At 45.1% G+C, this 18284-nt stretch carries 16 protein-coding genes; 12 read left to right on the top strand and 4 right to left on the bottom strand.

Annotated elements, in window-relative coordinates:
- Positions 1-2 precede the first annotated feature (2 nt).
- Positions 3-980, top strand: a complete 978-nt coding sequence (gene hflC, locus AB6D80_RS17270) for a protease modulator HflC (protein ID WP_050647226.1) — start codon at positions 3-5, stop codon at positions 978-980.
- Between the two features lie 152 nt (positions 981-1132).
- On the opposite strand, the gene AB6D80_RS17265 is transcribed toward hflC, so the two are convergent.
- Positions 1133-1321: a DUF2065 domain-containing protein gene (locus tag AB6D80_RS17265; RefSeq protein ID WP_009847884.1), complete on the bottom strand. Its 189-nt coding sequence runs from the start codon at positions 1319-1321 to the stop codon at positions 1133-1135.
- A gap of 171 nt (positions 1322-1492) precedes the next feature.
- Here AB6D80_RS17265 and AB6D80_RS17260 point away from each other — a divergent pair, with 171 nt between their 5' ends.
- Both AB6D80_RS17260 and motX read left to right on the top strand, forming a co-directional pair.
- Complete coding sequence (locus AB6D80_RS17260) at positions 1493-2809, top strand: adenylosuccinate synthase (protein WP_009847885.1); 1317 nt, start codon at positions 1493-1495, stop codon at positions 2807-2809.
- A 318-nt stretch (positions 2810-3127) separates the two neighbouring features.
- Entirely contained in the window at positions 3128-3763 is a 636-nt protein-coding gene (gene motX, locus AB6D80_RS17255) for a flagellar protein MotX (RefSeq protein ID WP_009847886.1), read from the top strand.
- A gap of 154 nt (positions 3764-3917) precedes the next feature.
- Here motX and AB6D80_RS17250 read toward each other — a convergent pair whose 3' ends face one another.
- A complete protein-coding gene (locus AB6D80_RS17250) occupies positions 3918-5327 on the bottom strand; it encodes an amidohydrolase (protein WP_009847887.1) in 1410 nt (469 codons plus the stop codon).
- Between the two features lie 249 nt (positions 5328-5576).
- Between AB6D80_RS17250 and rnr the strand changes: the two genes are divergently transcribed.
- From rnr to rplI, 5 genes are all read left to right on the top strand, one after another.
- Entirely contained in the window at positions 5577-8078 is a 2502-nt protein-coding gene (rnr, locus tag AB6D80_RS17245) for a ribonuclease R (RefSeq protein WP_017103356.1), read from the top strand.
- A gap of 206 nt (positions 8079-8284) precedes the next feature.
- Complete coding sequence (gene rlmB, locus AB6D80_RS17240) at positions 8285-9025, top strand: 23S rRNA (guanosine(2251)-2'-O)-methyltransferase RlmB (protein WP_009847889.1); 741 nt, start codon at positions 8285-8287, stop codon at positions 9023-9025.
- Positions 9026-9383: 358 nt separating this feature from the next.
- A complete protein-coding gene (gene rpsF, locus AB6D80_RS17235; RefSeq protein ID WP_004735855.1) occupies positions 9384-9797 on the top strand; it encodes a 30S ribosomal protein S6 in 414 nt (137 codons plus the stop codon).
- Between the two features lie 132 nt (positions 9798-9929).
- Positions 9930-10157 (top strand): 30S ribosomal protein S18, encoded by a 228-nt coding sequence (gene rpsR / locus AB6D80_RS17230; protein WP_000090472.1) that lies wholly within the window; start codon positions 9930-9932, stop codon positions 10155-10157.
- Positions 10158-10195: 38 nt separating this feature from the next.
- A complete protein-coding gene (rplI, locus tag AB6D80_RS17225) occupies positions 10196-10648 on the top strand; it encodes a 50S ribosomal protein L9 (protein ID WP_009847890.1) in 453 nt (150 codons plus the stop codon).
- 200 nt (positions 10649-10848) lie between these two features.
- Here the strand turns inward: rplI and AB6D80_RS17220 are convergent, their stop codons facing one another.
- Positions 10849-11745, bottom strand: a complete 897-nt coding sequence (locus AB6D80_RS17220; RefSeq protein ID WP_372107977.1) for a DUF481 domain-containing protein — start codon at positions 11743-11745, stop codon at positions 10849-10851.
- 175 nt (positions 11746-11920) lie between these two features.
- Between AB6D80_RS17220 and AB6D80_RS17215 the strand changes: the two genes are divergently transcribed.
- Genes AB6D80_RS17215 through AB6D80_RS17205 form a run of 3 tightly spaced genes read left to right on the top strand, consistent with a single transcriptional unit; the run spans position 11921 to position 15660 of the window.
- On the top strand, positions 11921-13312 hold the full coding sequence (locus AB6D80_RS17215) for a replicative DNA helicase (protein ID WP_372189133.1): 1392 nt from the start codon (positions 11921-11923) through the stop codon (positions 13310-13312).
- Positions 13313-13318: 6 nt separating this feature from the next.
- Complete coding sequence (gene alr / locus AB6D80_RS17210) at positions 13319-14404, top strand: alanine racemase (RefSeq protein ID WP_017097257.1); 1086 nt, start codon at positions 13319-13321, stop codon at positions 14402-14404.
- A gap of 50 nt (positions 14405-14454) precedes the next feature.
- Positions 14455-15660, top strand: a complete 1206-nt coding sequence (locus AB6D80_RS17205; RefSeq protein ID WP_371703559.1) for a BamA/TamA family outer membrane protein — start codon at positions 14455-14457, stop codon at positions 15658-15660.
- A gap of 120 nt (positions 15661-15780) precedes the next feature.
- Here the strand turns inward: AB6D80_RS17205 and AB6D80_RS17200 are convergent, their stop codons facing one another.
- The gene (locus tag AB6D80_RS17200) at positions 15781-16200 is read right to left on the bottom strand and encodes a secondary thiamine-phosphate synthase enzyme YjbQ (RefSeq protein ID WP_009847895.1); all 420 of its coding nucleotides are present in this window, start codon (positions 16198-16200) and stop codon (positions 15781-15783) included.
- A gap of 326 nt (positions 16201-16526) precedes the next feature.
- On the opposite strand from AB6D80_RS17200, the gene pgi reads away from it, so the two are divergent.
- Entirely contained in the window at positions 16527-18179 is a 1653-nt protein-coding gene (gene pgi, locus AB6D80_RS17195; RefSeq protein WP_371703553.1) for a glucose-6-phosphate isomerase, read from the top strand.
- Positions 18180-18284 lie beyond the last annotated feature (105 nt).

Below are 18284 nucleotides of genomic sequence, written 5' to 3'. Positions count from 1 at the left end.
TAATGCGTAAATTAATGATCCCTGTATTAGTTGTGACGATTGCTCTTCTATTGATGTCACTGTTTGTGATTCAAGAAGGCGAGCGTGGCATGGTAATTCGTTTTGGTCGAGTTCTCGACGACAACGGCGTATCACGAATCTATGAACCAGGTCTGCACTTTAAACTACCGATGTTTGATCGCGTAAAAGTACTTGATGCTCGTATTCAAACGATGGATGGCCGTTCTGACCGTTTCGTAACATCAGAGAAAAAAGACGTTCTAATTGATACTTACGCAAAATGGCGTATTGCTGATTTTGGACGTTTCTATCTGAGTACCGGTGGCGGTAATATCATGACGGCAGAAGCACTTCTTGAGCGTAAAGTGACAGATGTTCTTCGTTCTGAAATTGGTTCTCGTGAAATTAAGCAAATCGTGTCAGGTCCTCGTAATAAGGACATCCTGCCAGACTCTGCTGATAGCGAAGTCGTCACAACGGTAGCGGCTGCAGAAGCACTAGAAGTTGATGGCGAACGCGATAAGATCATGGAAAACGTTTTGTCTGGAACGGCAGAAAGTGCGATGGCTGATTTAGGTGTTGAAGTTGTTGATTTCCGTATGAAGAAGATTAACCTTCCTGACGAAATCAGTGAATCTATCTACCGTCGTATGCGTGCAGAACGTGAGTCGGTTGCTCGTAGACACCGTTCTCAAGGTCGTGAGAAAGCGGAAGTTATCCGTGCTCAAGCTGAGCTAGAAGTGGCAACAGTTCTTGCTGAAGCTGACCGTACAGCTCGAATCACTCGTGGTGATGCGGATGCAGAAGCAGCGAAGATCTACTCTGATGCGTTCAGCAAAGATGCTGAGTTCTACGGCTTCATGCGTTCATTGCAAGCTTATGAGACATCATTTAGCGACAAGAGCGACATTCTAGTACTGGATCCGAAGACAGACTTCTTCCAATACATGAATCAAGCAAGCGGTGCTCCAGCAAAATAAGCTGATTCGTTAATTCATTAAATTAGCGAAGTACCTAAAAATCAAAAGGCTCCCATAATGGGAGCCTTTTTGTTTTCTATTCGTAGAAGACTGCAGGTGACCATTGAATCTTCGAGGGAAGTCGTAGTGACAGCTCCGTACTTTGAGAAAACCTAACGGTAGGTCATGAAAGCGATAACGGCACCAGCCACCACAAGACAACCGCCAATACGGCGCAGTTGGGTGTCTGGTTGCTCGCTCAGTTGCGCGACCATGTTTCTCCAGCCATTAGGTGCAATCAAGGGGCCGAGCCCTTCAGCGATAAGAACGAGCCCAATAGCGAGCCAAATTGATTGAGACATGGTTCTGCCTTTTGTCTATAAAATGCAATGATATCAGCATCTTTACACATTCGCCCTCAGTTATCGCTGGTTTATTTTTGTACAGCGTTAACGTTTATGAACAAAAAGTGACTGCAAGAAGTGTGATTCAGTGCTAGAATCCATTTTTAATTAGCAACAGAAATTGGAAAGATGGGAAATAACGTAGTCGTTCTAGGCACCCAATGGGGTGATGAAGGTAAAGGTAAAATCGTTGACCTTTTAACTGAAGATGCAAAATACGTGGTTCGCTACCAAGGCGGTCACAATGCAGGTCACACACTTGTAATTGACGGTGAAAAAACCGTTCTTCACTTAATTCCATCAGGCATCCTACGCAATAACGTTAAATGTGTTATTGGTAACGGTGTTGTATTATCGCCTGACGCACTTCTTAAAGAGATGAAGCCTCTTGAAGAACGCGGTATCCCAGTGCGTGAGCGTCTTTTCATCTCTGAAGCTTGTCCTCTAATTCTTCCGTACCACATTGCAATCGACAACGCGCGTGAAATCGCTCGTGGCGCTAAAGCTATCGGTACAACAGGTCGTGGTATCGGTCCTGCTTACGAAGATAAAGTTGCTCGTCGCGGTCTACGCGTTGGCGACCTTTTCGATAAAGAAGCATTTGCTGAGAAGCTAAAAGAAGTTATGGAATTCCACAACTTCCAACTAGAGCACTTCTACAAAGCTGAAACAGTAAGCTACGAAGAAGTACTTGAGCAAGCGATGAGCTACGCAGACATGTTAACTGCGATGGTTATCGACGTAACTGACGAACTAGACGCAGCACGTAAGCGCGGCGACAAGATCATGTTTGAAGGTGCTCAAGGTACGCTACTAGATATCGACCACGGTACTTACCCATACGTAACGTCTTCTAACACGACTGCTGGTGGTGTTGCTGCAGGTTCTGGTTTCGGTCCTCGTCACATCGGTTACATCCTTGGTATTACTAAGGCTTACTGTACTCGTGTTGGTTCAGGTCCATTCCCAACTGAGCTATACGATGGCCTTGAGAAGCAAGATCCAGTCGGTAAGCACCTAGGCGATGTTGGTCACGAGTTTGGCGCAACTACTGGTCGTCTACGTCGTACTGGTTGGTTCGATGCTGTTGCTATGCGTCGTGCAATCCAAATCAACTCTCTATCTGGTATGTGTCTAACTAAACTAGACGTTCTAGATGGCCTAGAAGAACTAAAAATCTGTACTGGTTACAAGATGAAAGATGGTTCTATCCTAGAAGTTTCTCCAATGGCTGCTGAGTCATTCGAAGAAGCGACGCCAATCTACGAAACAATGCCTGGTTGGTCTGAAAACACATTTGGTGCTAAATCTATCGACGCGCTTCCACAAGCTGCTCTAGATTACATCAAGCGTATCGAAGACCTAACTGGCGTTCCAATTGATATCGTATCAACTGGCCCAGATCGTAACGAAACTATCATCAAGGTTCACCCATACGGCGCATAATGCCCAGTTGAGTGATTACCACAGCACGAAGCGTACTGAGGTAATTAAAGTACTTTGATAATGAAATAGTTTTCTAAAAGCCGACTTTGTTAAGTCGGCTTTTTAATACCTGCAATTTGAAAACTAAGCCGCTCGTGATGATCTTTTGAACGCCATATGGCAAAATATTGCCCATTAGCGGCAAGTTTTGTCTAAAGCCGTCAAGGTTATTGCCGATACAGATATCATGGAAAGTGAAGTTCACCCTATTTTGGTGCGTGCAGAAATCGTCTGCTGCCCTCAATAGATAGCTTTAACGACAGATAATAGAGTGCAGGTATGAAGCTACGAATTGTAGCAGCTTCATTGATAGTGGCGCTGAGCTCACCCTTGAGTCATGCAGATTTGGCTGATGTGGGAGAGCCCGTTCCAATATATACAGAAGCTGAACTGATTAATTTAATCGAGAATAATCAACACCTAGAGCGAGTGAAAGCTGATAAGTGCCAGTTAGTTGAAGATATCGTTGCTCGTGCAACGCGTATTAGCTTGCCTTCTTATGAGTTTTTATACGGTGATATGTTGGCTTGGGGTGTGTGTGTTCCGCAAGATGTAGAGCTTGGCCTTTACTATATGGAAAACGCGGCACATCAAGGTTTACCAGCGGCACTCGAGCAGTTAGGACGTTATTATTCTCTTGGCACTTTGGTGCAACAAGACAAAGAGCGTGCGATCCCGTATTTACGTGAAGCCGCCTCGATGGGTAACTTAAGTGCAAGTATCCACCTAGCGGAACTCTTGCTACGTGATTACGGTAGCCCGTTAGATTATGAAGATGCTTATCGCTGGTTATACAACTCGGTGACAGCGGATCAAAGGCAACATAAGCGTATAACTGTGCTTCGAAGCGGTTTGGAGCGGAGAATGCCAGACAACATTATCGCTCGAGCAAAACGTCGAGACGTGTTCTGGTAATTACAATTATTAATTAAGGTTGATGGTTAACGACTGCACTCGTTAACCATCTATTTTGATCGAGAAAGATATCGATATAAAAAGGCCTCATAGGTAAATACCTATGAGGCCTTTTTTGATCTGAACGGAAAGCCGTTTATTTCATTCGATGACGTTACTGAACAACTTCACCAGATTCAATTACCGTCTTACGAACGACTTTGGTGAAATCGAGTGCTTCTTGGCGAATTTGATCTTCATCGACCGTTAGCATGTCGCGATCTTGCATGATGATCTTGCCATCAACGATGGTGTGACGAACGTTCCCCGAGTTAGCTGAGTAAACTAATGCAGAGTATGGGTTGTACACAGGAACCATGTTTGGAGCCTTGGTGTCGATCACTATGATATCGGCTAGCTTGCCTGCTTCAAGAGAGCCGATCTTATCTTCCATGTGTAGTGCTTTTGCTGCGCCCATTGTTGCCATGTCGATCACTTTGATCGGCGGCATTGCAGCACGATCTTTATTCACCAATTTGTGAACCTTAGCGACTTGGTTGAACTCATCAATGGTGCTCAATGTGTTACCAGACATTGGGCCATCAGTACCTAAACCGATACGTACATTTTCGTCATACATCTTAAGCGCAGGTGACACGCCTTTTGCTGACTTGATGTTGGCACTCATGTTGTGAGCCACGCCCATATCTGATTTTTTCACTAGCTCGATATCATGATCGTCTACTAGGATCATGTGTGCGCCAACTAAGTTTTTGTTTAGTGCACCAATGCTGTCCATGTATTGAACCGGAGATAAACCTTCAGCTCGTTTTGCAATTTTTTCTTCTTCACGATGAGATTCAGCTAAGTGAATCATTACTGGAACATCAAGCTCTAGAGAAAGCTTTGCTACTTTTTGAAGGACTTCTGTTGTGTTTGTGTAAGGGGCGTGAGGAGCAAATGCAGGCGTAATACGCGGGTGATCTTTATATTCTTCAATGAAGTTCAATGCGTATTTAATACCTTCTTCCGCGTTTGCTGCATCAGCCACTGGGAATTTGATTACTGTTTCGCCTAATACTGCGCGCATACCAATTTTATCAACAGTTTTAGCGACTTCGTCTTCAAAGTAGTACATATCAGCGTAAGTAGTTACGCCACCTTTTACCATTTCAACGTTACCAAGGTTAGCGCCTATACGAACCATATCGCGAGATACTAACTTAGCTTCAAGTGGGAAGATGTAGCGGTGTAAGCGATCAGGTACATCATCGGCCAACGAACGGAAAACCGTCATGGATACGTGAGTATGAGTATTGATGAGACCTGGCATTACGATATCGCCATCAACGTCTAGCACTTGTTTAGCTTGGTACTGCTTCTCTAGTGAAGCATCGCCAACCGCAATGATTTTGTTGTCTTTGACCACAACAGTGCCGCTCTCGTAAACCGTTTTTTCTTGGTTCATGGTTAGAACCATGGCATCGGTTATCATCAGGTCAGCTTTTTCCATTGCTGAACTCGCAAATGGAAATAGAGCTAGGCTTGCCATCGCTGAAGCCAATAGGGTGCGTTTTAGTTTCATATCAATACTCAGAACAGGTGTTGTTAAAGTGTGTGGATAATAGTGTATTTCATTCATGGCGCAAACGTTTGTTTTATCGTTTGCTTGAAATTTTGATGATAGTCCGCGTCTATGAAGTGATGTTTCACAAAGTGAAGATATGTATCAATCTTAGGTTATTTTAGGCTTTTCCAAAGCATATCTGTAGCTTACCTCTAGCATCAGATATACTAGGGGTAATATACCTTCCTTGCTTAAGCAGGCCCGCCTATGTCAAAAAACACACCAATGTCAGAAAACACGACAGCGACAACCACTGTTGATCCTTTTGCCGACCGAGAGTCGAAAAATTACGAAAACCCAGTACCAAGCCGTGAGTTCATTATTTCGTTTCTAACAGACGCGAATATTCCTATGAACCGCAACGATCTATTCGAAGCTTTGGGTTTGGCTGGAGAGGAACAATATGAAGGGCTGCGTCGTCGTTTACGTGCAATGGAACGTGATGGACAGCTTATCTTTACCCGTCGTCAGTGTTACGCATTGCCTGAGAAGATGGAACTGATCAAAGGCTTTGTGATTGGTCATAAAGACGGTCATGGTTGGGTACGCCCAGACGGCAGTGTGGGTAAAGACAATGATATCGTGCTGCCGCATCATCAGATGAAAACTATCATGCACGGTGATTACGTATTGGTTCAGCCTACTGACAACAGTAAGCGTGGCCGTCGTGAAGGCCGTTTGGTTCGTGTGCTTGAAGAGCGTAAAACGCCACTTGTTGGTCGCTTCTTCCTAGAGTACGGCCATTCTTATGTGGTTGCTGATGATTCGCGTATCAGTCACGACATCCAGATCCCAACTGAGCATAAAGGCGGTGCTCGAATGGGTAATGTGGTTGTGATTGAAATTACGGACCGTGGTGGTCGTTCTCGTAACATGATGGGTAAAGTGACCGAAGTTCTTGGTGAGAATATGGCTCCGGGTATGGAAACGCAGATCGCGATCCGTACTCACCAGATCCCGCAAGAGTGGCCTGAAGCCGTAGATAAGCAAATCGTAAACCTCGGTGAGCATGTTCCTGAAGAAGCAAAAGAAGGACGTGTTGATCTACGCAAATTGCCATTGGTGACTATCGATGGTGAAGATGCGCGTGACTTCGATGATGCGGTTTACTGTGAAGCGAAGAAAGGCGGCGGCTGGCGCCTATGGGTAGCGATTGCTGACGTAAGTTACTACGTTCGCCCAGAGACAGCGCTAGACAAAGAAGCAATTAACCGTGGTAACTCGGTATACTTCCCGTCACAAGTTGTCCCAATGCTGCCAGAAGTCCTTTCAAATGGTTTGTGTTCATTGAACCCTCAAGTCGACCGTTTGTGTATGGTGTGTGAGATGACTATCTCAGACAAAGGTAAACTGTCAGGCTACAAGCACTATGAAGCAGTCATGAATTCTCATGCTCGTCTTACTTATAACAAAGTAGGCGCGATCTTAGATGGCAATGAAGAGTTACGTGAACGTTACGAACCAGAAGTACCACATCTTGAAGAGCTTCATAAGATGTATAAGGTGCTTAAGAAAACGCGTGACGAACGTGGTGCGATTGAATTTGAAACGGTAGAAACTAAGTTTATCTTCAATGCGGATCGTAAGATTGACCGTATTGAGCCAGTAATCCGTAACGATGCACACAAGATCATCGAAGAATGTATGATTCTTGCGAATATCGCATCGGCATCTTACGTAGAAAAAGCGAAAGAGCCTGCTCTATACCGTGTTCACGATACTCCGGGTGAAGAGCGCTTAATGGGCTTCAAGAGTTTCTTAAGTGAACTAGGTTTAACGCTGGAAGGTGGCCTGTCGCCCTCTCCGGTAGATTATGCACAACTGATGCAGCAGATTAACGAACGTGAAGATCGTGAATTAATCCAAACTATGCTGCTGCGCTCAATGAAGCAAGCGGTATACAACGCGGATAACGCGGGTCACTTTGGTCTAGCTCTTAAACGCTATGCTCACTTTACCTCGCCAATTCGTCGTTACCCAGATTTGCTATTGCACCGTGCGATTAAGTACCTTATTGCGAAAGAAGAAGGTCGTAACAGCGAGCGTTGGACGCCAACCGGTGGTTACCACTACACTTTCGATGATATGGACTTCTACGGCGAACAGTGTTCAATGACTGAGCGTCGTGCTGATGATGCTACGCGTGAAGTGAACGACTGGCTGAAGTGTGAGTACATGCAAGACCATGTTGGCGAAGTGATGGATGGCGTGATTGCCAACGTGACTGGCTTCGGTTTCTTTGTGCGTCTAACGGAACTGCACATCGATGGTCTGGTACATATTTCTGCGCTAGCGAATGACTACTACCAATTTGATGCTGTTGGTCAGCGTCTGGTTGGTGAAAGCTCAGGTAATATCTACCGCTTGGGTGATTCGGTTAAAGTGAAGGTTTCTGCGGTTAACTTAGAAACTCGTCAAATCGACTTTGATTTAGAAGACACCGATCGTCAGCCGCGTGGTAAAGGTAAAACAGCCAAGAAGCGTGCTGCTGAAGCGATGAAAAAGGCGAAAAGCAAGAAGCGTTCAGCGGTGAAGAGCAATAAGCCGGGTGTACCTGCAACGCCTTTAGTTGAACCAACTAAGCGACCTGATGGAAGTAGCGAAAGTTCAGCTAAGAAGAAAAAGCCAGCGAATAAAACTGGTGCTGCTAAAGCTCGAGCTAAGAAAAAGCGTACCGCAAGTCGTAAGCCAAAGGCTGATAAGTCTTAAGGTTAATAAGTCTTAAGCTTAATAAGGCGCTTTGCTAATTAGGTTTAGCGCAGCGCTAGTTTAATGTGACATGGCTTTAACGCGAAAAGACTTTAATGCGAGAGTATCAGGCGCAAGACGCATACTCTCGAAATAAACAACACAGGGGTGGGTGCATCGGGTTTGATGTCTCATTCATCTCTGAGCAATAAGAGTAACCAGAGACAATGAGTAACGAATTTATTTACGGTATTCACGCGGTGAAAGCCGTACTAGAAAAAGATCCAGCGCGCTTTATTGAAGCGTATGTACTGAAAGGGCGTCAAGACGATCGCCTGCTTCCATTACTGAATCAATTGCAGCAATTTGGCGTATCGATTCAACAAATGGGTCGTAAGCCGCTTGATGAAAAAGCACAAGGTGCGAATCACCAAGGTCTTATTGCTAAGGTGAAGCCTGCTAAGCAGCTTAATGAAACTCACCTAGACGATATCCTAGCGCAGCACGAACAGCCTCTGCTGTTGGTTCTAGACGGCGTAACAGACCCTCACAACCTAGGTGCTTGTCTGCGTAATGCGGATGCCGCGGGTGTTGCTGCTGTTATCGTACCGAAAGACCGCTCTTCGCCGCTAACGGCAACGGTAAGCAAGGTAGCGTGTGGTGCGGCTGAAACCGTTCCTCTAGTACGTGTAACCAATCTCGCTCGTACAATGCGTGCTCTGCAAGAGCAGGGTGTATGGTTTGTGGGTACCGCAGGTGAAGCAACGCATGATATCTACCAAGCGAAGTTAACAGGCCCTCTTGCTGTGGTTATGGGTGCTGAAGGTGACGGTATGCGTCGTCTAACGCGTGAAACCTGTGATGATCTGATTAAGATCCCAATGGCTGGTAGCGTGTCGAGCCTGAACGTTTCAGTGGCATCGGGCATCTGTCTGTTCGAAGCGGTACGCCAGCGTTTAGCTCAGTAAACCTAGGTTCAGCAACATTTGACTCAGTCACGCTTGGTTTAGTTGTGTGCCTCTATGTTGTTTAGAGGTACTTGCTATATAAAGAGTTAAACGACTTTAAGTCTATGAATTTATTAACGCTCGCCTCTTGTTGGTGAGCGTTTCTTTTTAGGCTGCAGTAGCAGAACTCATTGGTTTATCAGATGGCTAGATGGCGAAAGAAAAACTGTTTCATTATTAGCCAAATACCGCTTGCCAATACCGGGTTCTTTCTATAATATTTGCCGTCCTTAAAACTCGGTCATTTTTCTTTAGTTCCTTGCTTCCCTTGGACGACCGAGCCTTTCGTGGAAGCTAATAATCCGTAAGGAGCAACCAAATGCGTCATTATGAAATCGTATTCATGGTTCACCCTGATCAAAGCGAGCAAGTTGCTGGCATGATCGAGCGTTACACTGGTTCAATCACTGAAGCTGGTGGTACTATCCACCGTCTAGAAGACTGGGGCCGCCGTCAAATGGCTTACCCAATCAACAAACTTCACAAAGCTCACTACGTTCTTATGAACGTTGAAGCTGGCCAAGAAGTGATGGACGAGCTAGAAACTGCTTTCCGTTTTAACGATGCAGTTCTACGTAACATGATCATGCGCACTAAAGGCGCTGTGACTGAGCAATCTATCATGCTTAAGCAAAAAGAAGAGCGTGCAGAGCGTGCTCCTCGTCGTGATGACCGTGAAGAACGTGCACCACGTCGTGAAGAAGAAGCTAAGCCAGAAGCTGCTGCTGAGTAATTCTTTTTTGGCCTTTTAGGTCATTAAATTTTATTCAACTCGTTTAGGTATTCTCACTACAAGCATTTGCTTAGACTTATTTATAAGTTCGTGTGAGTACCGCATTATTAAATTTAGATCAGGAGATAGCCCATGGCTCGTTTCTTCCGTCGTCGTAAATTCTGCCGTTTTACTGCAGAAGGCGTACAAGAGATTGACTACAAAGACGTAGCAACTCTAAAAAACTACATCACTGAAGCTGGTAAAATTGTACCTAGCCGTATCACTGGTACAAGTGCTAAATACCAACGTCAGCTAGCTCGCGCTATCAAGCGTTCTCGTTACCTAGCACTACTACCGTACACTGACAAGCATCAGTAATCGGTAATAGTTAATAATAGTTTAAGAGGACTAAGATAATGCAAGTTATTCTACTTGATAAGATCGGTAACCTAGGTGGCCTTGGCGACCAAGTAAACGTTAAATCTGGTTACGCTCGTAACTTCCTTATCCCACAGGGTAAAGCAGTTATGGCAACTAAAGACAACGTTGCTATGTTCGAAACTCGTCGTGCAGAACTAGAAGCTAAAGTTGCTGAGCAACTAGCTGCTTCAGAAGCTCGCGCTGAGAGCGTTAACACTCTAGAAGGCGTTACAATCGCTTCTAAAGCTGGTGACGAAGGTAAACTATTCGGTTCTATCGGTACTCGTGACATCGCTGACGCTATTACAGCGGCAGGTGTTGCAGTAGCTAAGAGCGAAGTACGCCTACCTGAAGGCGCTCTACGTAACATCGGCGAATTCGAAGTAAGCATCCAACTTCACTCTGAAGTTTTTGCTACTGCGAAAATCGCTATCGTTGCAGCTGAGTAATTTCAGTACCAAGACGAATTCTTTCTTTTGAAAGTTTTAAACACCAGCTTCGGCTGGTGTTTTTTTATGTCTACAATATGAGTTTTAAGCTTTTTGGAACAGCGACTATTGCAGGAGTAGAAAGCACTAGAGAGGAGGGGCTTACTTAGTAAAAAACGAGGGTGTTCTTTATCGATACACCGTTATACCCGCTCTCAAATTTAGAATTGAAAAAGTAGATTTACAGACAGTACGGAATCTTCTTTGTTCAACCCTTCAGGTACCTTGTCGTGGTACTGTCGAGAGTGAGCAATTTTTAGTGCGATATTGTCGGTAATATCGTTGATGGCTTCTAGTTCAGTATCAAATTTTAGGTTGCTGTGGCCAGACACCAACGTCACATCGGCTTTGAGCTTCAAATTTTTCAATACCTGCCATGATGTATTTACATTGCCACGGAAAATCGCTTCTTCAACGATCTCTGGGAAGATGATGTCATCATCGTCTATTTCATCAAGGTTCGGTTCTTGGTAACGAAAACCCGGGCCCACTTCGACCTCCAACACAAACTCTTCTGTATTCGAAAACTGATAACCTAGACCGCTAGAAACGGTGTAGTCCTTAAAATAAGCACTGTATCGTGAATCGACCCCTTTAAAGCTGCCATAGAGGTAGGTTTTCGGACTTAACTTGTAGTCACTCTGAGCAGAATATGTCGATTGCCTTTTATCTTCTTCGCCATCTTTGTAGAGATTGTAGTATTTCCATTCGCCACTGGTTCTATGACGGCCAGCCGTGTACTCACCGTTCAGGCGTGCATTCAGCGATCGAGAATCAGAATTACCAGTATGCGACTGATATCCAAATTCGACTTCAGTATTCAGTGGGTTCGGCAGTTCTGTGTCACTCGAATCACTCGGTGCGATATCCATATCTTTTTCAGGTGTCGGTGCAACGACGATCGGCTCAGCAGCAGGTTCTGGTACCACTATCGAGTCGAGGATTGCATCAACAGAGGCTTTAGCATCATCCGCTAAGGCCGACGGAGTGCTCAGGAGACCGATGCTTAGAAGACTAGAGCTTAGAAGACCAGTGTTCAGAGCCAATAATTTGGACACGCATACCTCAGTTATACAGTGAATGAATGGAAGGATCGTAATGCTACCTTTGGTTAATTCCGTCAGCAATAGGTAAATTCTTGCTGAAGAATAAAACAAACTCATAGGATCGGATTACAAACGGATGTTCTTGGGTATAATGAACGATCATTATTAGTTATTGAGTGTAGTCATAGTGGATACCAAAAGTCAGAAATCAGCCAACGATCAGGTGGACGCCATCAAGGTCCCGCCACATTCATTAGAAGCTGAGCAATCTGTTATTGGCGGTTTGTTATTGGATAACGAACGCTGGGATACGGTGGCCGAAAAGGTTGTGGCCAAAGACTTTTATAGCCGTCCTCACCGTCTGATCTTTGAAGCGGTAAAGGATATCCTTGAAGAAAGCTCTCCTCTGGATCTTATTACACTCTCTGAACATTTAGAGCTGCGTGAGCAACTTGAAGAAGTGGGTGGCTTTGCTTACCTTGCTGACCTAGCGAAAAATACGCCAAGTGCGGCAAACATCAATGCCTATGCAGATATCGTGGCACAACGTGCATTGGTGCGTAGCCTGATTGGTGTGGCAAATGAAATTGCGGATTCTGGTTATGACCCTCAAGGTCGTACATCGGAAGAACTTGTTGATCTTGCTGAGAGTAAAGTTTTCGCGATTGCCGAAGGCCGAGCAAGTGAAAATGAAGGTCCACAAAACGTTGATAGCATTCTAGAGAAGACGCTAGAACGTATCGAAAACTTATATAAATCGCCACAAGATGGTGTGACTGGTGTCGATACTGGCTTTAACGACCTCAATAAGAAGACAGCAGGCCTTCAGGGTTCTGACTTAATCATTGTTGCTGCGCGTCCATCGATGGGTAAAACCACGTTTGCGATGAACCTATGTGAAAACGCAGCGATGAAGCAAGACAAGCCAGTGTTAATCTTCTCGCTAGAGATGCCAGCTGAACAGCTGATGATGCGTATGCTTGCATCACTTTCTCGCGTAGACCAAACCAAGATTCGTACCGGTCAGTTAGACGATGAAGATTGGGCTCGTATCTCGTCGAGTATGGGTATTCTGATGGATAAGAAGAATATGTATATCGATGACAGCTCGGGTCTAACGCCAACAGAAGTACGTTCTCGAGCTCGACGAATTGCTCGTGAGCATGATGGTATCTCTATGATCATGATAGATTACCTTCAATTAATGCGTGTACCTTCGTTATCTGATAACCGTACTCTAGAGATCGCCGAGATTTCTCGCTCATTGAAAGCACTAGCAAAAGAGCTCAACGTACCAGTTGTGGCACTTTCTCAGCTTAACCGTTCCCTAGAGCAACGTGCTGACAAGCGCCCAGTTAACTCGGATTTGCGTGAATCAGGTTCGATCGAGCAAGATGCCGACTTAATCATGTTTATCTATCGCGATGAGGTTTATAACCCAGATAGTTCATTGAAAGGCATCGCTGAAATCATCCTTGGTAAGCAACGTAACGGTCCGATCGGTTCGGTTCGTCTTACGTTCCAAGGTCAACACTCCCGATTTGATAACTATGCAGGTCCTGCATTTGATGATGAGTAATCACTAATGACTTACATGAAAGCAGCGACGGCGAGTATTGACTTAAACGCGCTTGAACATAACCTGAACCAGATAAAGTCGAAGGCTCCTCATTGCAAGGTAATGTCTGTTGTGAAAGCCAATGGCTACGGACATGGCTTACTGCATATTGCCAAGCATTCAAAAAGCTCTGATGCTTTTGGTGTGGCGCGTATTGAAGAAGCATTACAGCTTCGTGCTGGTGGCATTGTTAAACCTATTTTGTTGCTAGAAGGGTTTTATTCTTCGGGCGATTTGCCAATCTTAGTGACCAATAACATCCAAACAGTAGTGCATTGCGAAGAGCAATTAAGCGCGCTAGAGAATGCAGAGTTGGAAACACCTGTTGTGGTTTGGCTAAAAGTCGACAGTGGTATGCATCGCCTAGGTGCTCGTCCTGAGCAATACCAAAACTTTGTTGAGCGCTTACATCAATGTGCGAATGTCGCTAAACCTCTGCGCTACATGAGCCACTTCGGTTGTGCTGATGAACTTGATAGAGCAACCACCGTTGAACAGACCGAGCTTTTCTTATCGCTCACCGACGGTTGTGAAGGTGAGCGTTCACTTGCTGCTTCTGCGGGTCTATTAGCTTGGCCAGACAGCCACCTTGACTGGGTTCGCCCGGGAATTATCTCTTACGGTGTTTCTCCTTTTGCTGATAAATCAGCGCAAGACCTCGGCTTTTATCCTGTAATGACTTTGACCTCGCACCTGATAGCCGTTCGTGATGTTAAAGCGGGTGAAAGTGTGGGTTATGGCGGTAACTGGACCAGTGAGCGAGATACCAAGGTTGGCGTGATCGCGATAGGTTATGGTGATGGTTATCCTCGCACTGCTCCTAACGGCACTCCAGTGTTCGTTAACGGCCGAAAAGTACCGATCGCCGGACGTGTATCAATGGACATGCTAACGGTTGACCTTGGCCCTGATGCGGCAGATAAAGTCGGTGATGAAGCAACATTATGGGGTAAAGATTTACCTTCAGAAGAAGTCGCAGAACATATTGGCACTATCGCTTACGAGCTGGTCACTAAGCTGACTTCGCGTGTTGCGATGGAGTATGTGAAGTAGCTAATGTGAAGTAACTAATGCGAAGTAACTATGGATCCTATAAGTAAATGATGTTCATACGAACGACTCGACACTGGTTAATGTCTGCAATGGCATTACTTGGTGTCAGCTTGTCTTCTCCCGTTGTGAGTGAAGAAAAAGATTCAGCCTTTGTTCCTTTCTATTTTAGTACTGAAACCATGGGTAATACCTTCGGGGTTGCTGGTGTCGCAAAGGGTGTTTGGCAACCTCAAGCTGCTCTGTTTGGCATGGCGCTTTATTCAGATAAAGACAGCTACGTCGGTTTCTTATCAGCCTTTAACTTCGCACTGTCTGAGAACGTGTTGTTCAGTACTCAGATGTACCAAGCTCTCTTTAACGAAAACCCGTATTACATTGGCTCTCAAGGCGATAACGATTCATCCATTGATGATAAAACCATTGCCGACGGCTTAGAAGAAAACTATCAGGTTGAGTTTAAGTATCTGCTGCCTTGGGGCAATGTTGCAGAGCATGGCTTGCTAGGGGCTTTCCAACCTATCAAAGATGTGAGCTTTGCTTCCCCATTAGAGTCTGGTGTCAGTTCGATTGTCTTTACGCCTTTCTATACGGCTCGTGAGCTAGAAGGCTTAAACAATAGCGAACAGGCGACAGGTTTTAGTTTGGCGTTTGATTGGGATAACCGTGATAGCACACGCAACCCAACCAAGGGGTCTCATACCAATCTTGAGTTTACTACCGGCGCTGAAAGTTGGTCTAACGATGACTTATGGCTGAAGTGGACATTCCAAAACAGTCAGTATTTTGCATTGGGTCCTTTGGGGAACTTGTTCGACCAACAAGTCGTGGCATTTGATGTCTATACCGCTGACACACCTACGTGGGGCAACTGTTCAGGGCAAGATTGTGCTCGTCCACCCGAAACAGAACAAGCTCGACTCGGTGGCTTATATCGCTTAAGAGGTTATACCGGAGGCCGTTACCACGGTCGTTCTGCTATTCACTACTCTGCGGAATATCGAGTGCTTCCTGATTGGCAACCACTGGGCGATATCCCACTGATTAACTACTACGATTTACCTTGGTGGCAGTGGGTGGCGTTTGCTGAAGTCGGGCGTGTTGCTGATGAGTACGATATCAAAACACTGCACACAGACATGAAATGGAGCCTAGGCGGCGCAGTTCGTTTCCAGGTCGAAGGCATTGTTGTACGTGCTGAATTAGCGCGAGGCGGTGATGAAGGGACCTTTAGGGTTATGATAAACCAGCCTTTCTAATTCTGGTTTTACCAACTCGACTCTCTTATATTTTTAAAGGGTGACACATAACTGTGTCACCCTTTTTTGTTTTCTACCATTATGTTTGTTAAGCGGTATTTCACTGTTGATGACTTAACGTTACTCACCTTGAATGGTCGCAATAACGGTACGGCTTCCACCACAATCTCGGTGTTCACCTAAGTAAATGCCCTGCCATGTCCCCAAAGCTAAACGACCATTGGTAATCGGAATTGTCACACTGGTGCCTAGTGTCGATGCTTTAATGTGAGCGGGCATATCATCATCACCTTCGTAGGTGTGCTTGTAGTAGGGGGCTCGTTCGGGCACAAACTTATTAAAGTGTGATTCCATATCGGTGCGGACGGTCGGGTCTGCGTTCTCATTTAGCGTAAGGCTAGCAGAAGTATGCTGAATGAATAGATGTAATAAACCAACAGACAGTGAATGGATATCGGATATCTGTTGTTCAATTTCATCAGTGATGAGATGAAATCCACGTTTTTGTGCGTGTAGGTGTATCGTCTTCTGAATCCACATACGCCATCCTCTATAATGTATTTGGAAAAAAAGTGGTTTAACGCTATCTTTTGAACTTGAATTTATCAGCTTTCGCTCACATTTAATGATGTGAGCGCTAGAGTCAGTACCGATTCTGCTATCAGGAAATCTAATTCTGATTTATCTCAAGGTACCGCTCTTCATATGCGGCATAATACGTCGTGAAAAAAAATTACAAAGAATCTTTCAGTGGTGATGCGATTTGGTCATCATAGAAAAATATAAACTTTCGCCTAATCGGGGGTTCTATTCATCACTTTGGTGACGTCTAGAATAAAACCTACAGTAACATCGGGATAGATACCATGTTGAAAAATATCAACCCAACGCAAACACAAGCGTGGAAAGCTCTAACTGCACATTTTGAGTCTGCTCAAGATATGAATATGAAAGAGCTATTTGCTCAAGATGCAAAGCGTTTCGAGAGCTTTTCTACTCGTTTCGGTTCAGACATCTTAGTGGATTACTCTAAGAACCTTATCGACGCTGAAACGATGCAGCACCTATTTGCTCTTGCGAACGAGACTGAAGTTAAGTCTGCAATCGAAGCAATGTTCGGCGGTGATGCAATCAACAAGACTGAAGGTCGTTCAGTTCTTCACACTGCGTTACGTAACCGTAGCGACAAGCCAGTAATGGTTGATGGCAAAGACGTAATGCCAGCAGTGAATGCAGTATTAGCAAAAATGGAACTGTTCACACACCGTATCGTTTCTGGTGAGTGGAAAGGTTACACAGGTAAAGAGATCACTGATGTAGTTAACATCGGTATCGGCGGTTCAGACCTTGGTCCATACATGGTAACTGAAGCACTTACGCCATACAAAACTCGCCTAAACATGCACTTTGTTTCTAACGTAGACGGCACTCACATCGTTGAGACACTTAAGCCTCTTAACCCAGAAACAACACTGTTCCTAGTGGCATCTAAGACATTTACCACTCAAGAAACAATGACGAACGCACACTCTGCGCGTGATTGGTTCTTGGCTGAAGCGGGCGACTCAGCACACGTTGCTAAGCACTTCGCAGCACTATCAACAAACGCGGCTTCAGTTGCTGAGTTTGGTATTGATACTGACAACATGTTCGAATTCTGGGATTGGGTAGGCGGTCGTTACTCACTATGGTCAGCGATCGGTCTTTCTATCTCACTATCTATCGGCTTCGATAACTTCGCTGAGCTACTCGATGGCGCACATGAGATGGATAACCACTTTGCTTCAACGGAATTTGAAAGCAACATTCCAGTGATCCTTGCGTTAATTGGTGTTTGGTACAACAACTTCCACGGCGCTGAGTCAGAAGCAATCCTACCTTACGATCAATACATGCACCGTTTTGCTGCTTACTTCCAGCAAGGTAACATGGAATCTAACGGTAAATTCGTTGACCGTGAAGGTAACCCAGTAGAATACCAAACAGGCCCTATCATCTGGGGTGAACCTGGTACAAACGGTCAGCACGCGTTCTACCAACTGATTCACCAAGGCACTAAGCTGATCCCATCAGACTTTATTGCTCCGGCTATCAGCCACAACCCAGCATCTGATCACCACCAGAAGCTAATGTCTAACTTCTTTGCTCAAACTGAAGCGCTAGCTTTCGGTAAGACAAAAGAGACAGTAGAAGCTGAATTCCTAGCAGCAGGCAAAACAGCTGAAGAAGTTGCTGAGCTAGTACCTTTCAAAGTATTTGAAGGTAACCGCCCAACGAACTCTATTCTTGTTAAGCAAATCAACCCTCGCTCTTTAGGTAACCTAATCGCGATGTACGAGCACAAGATCTTCGTTCAAGGTGTTATCTGGAACATCTTCAGCTTCGACCAATGGGGCGTAGAACTTGGTAAGCAGCTAGCAAACCAAATTCTTCCAGAGCTTGCAGACGATGCTCAAGTAACGTCTCACGACAGCTCTACTAACGGTCTAATCAACGCATTTAAAGCGCTGAAAGCTTAAGACTGTTTAAGTAACACCAAGTAATAACTGTAAACGCCAACCTTTCGGTTTAATGCCGATCGTTTAAGAAGACTTGAACGATCTTGCAGTTAGCAGATAATCCCC

The organism is Vibrio sp. 10N.247.310.17, assembly GCF_041466605.1.
GTDB classification, from domain to species: Bacteria; Pseudomonadota; Gammaproteobacteria; order Enterobacterales; family Vibrionaceae; genus Vibrio; species Vibrio tasmaniensis_A.
This window is presented reverse-complemented; position numbering and strand designations above follow the sequence as displayed.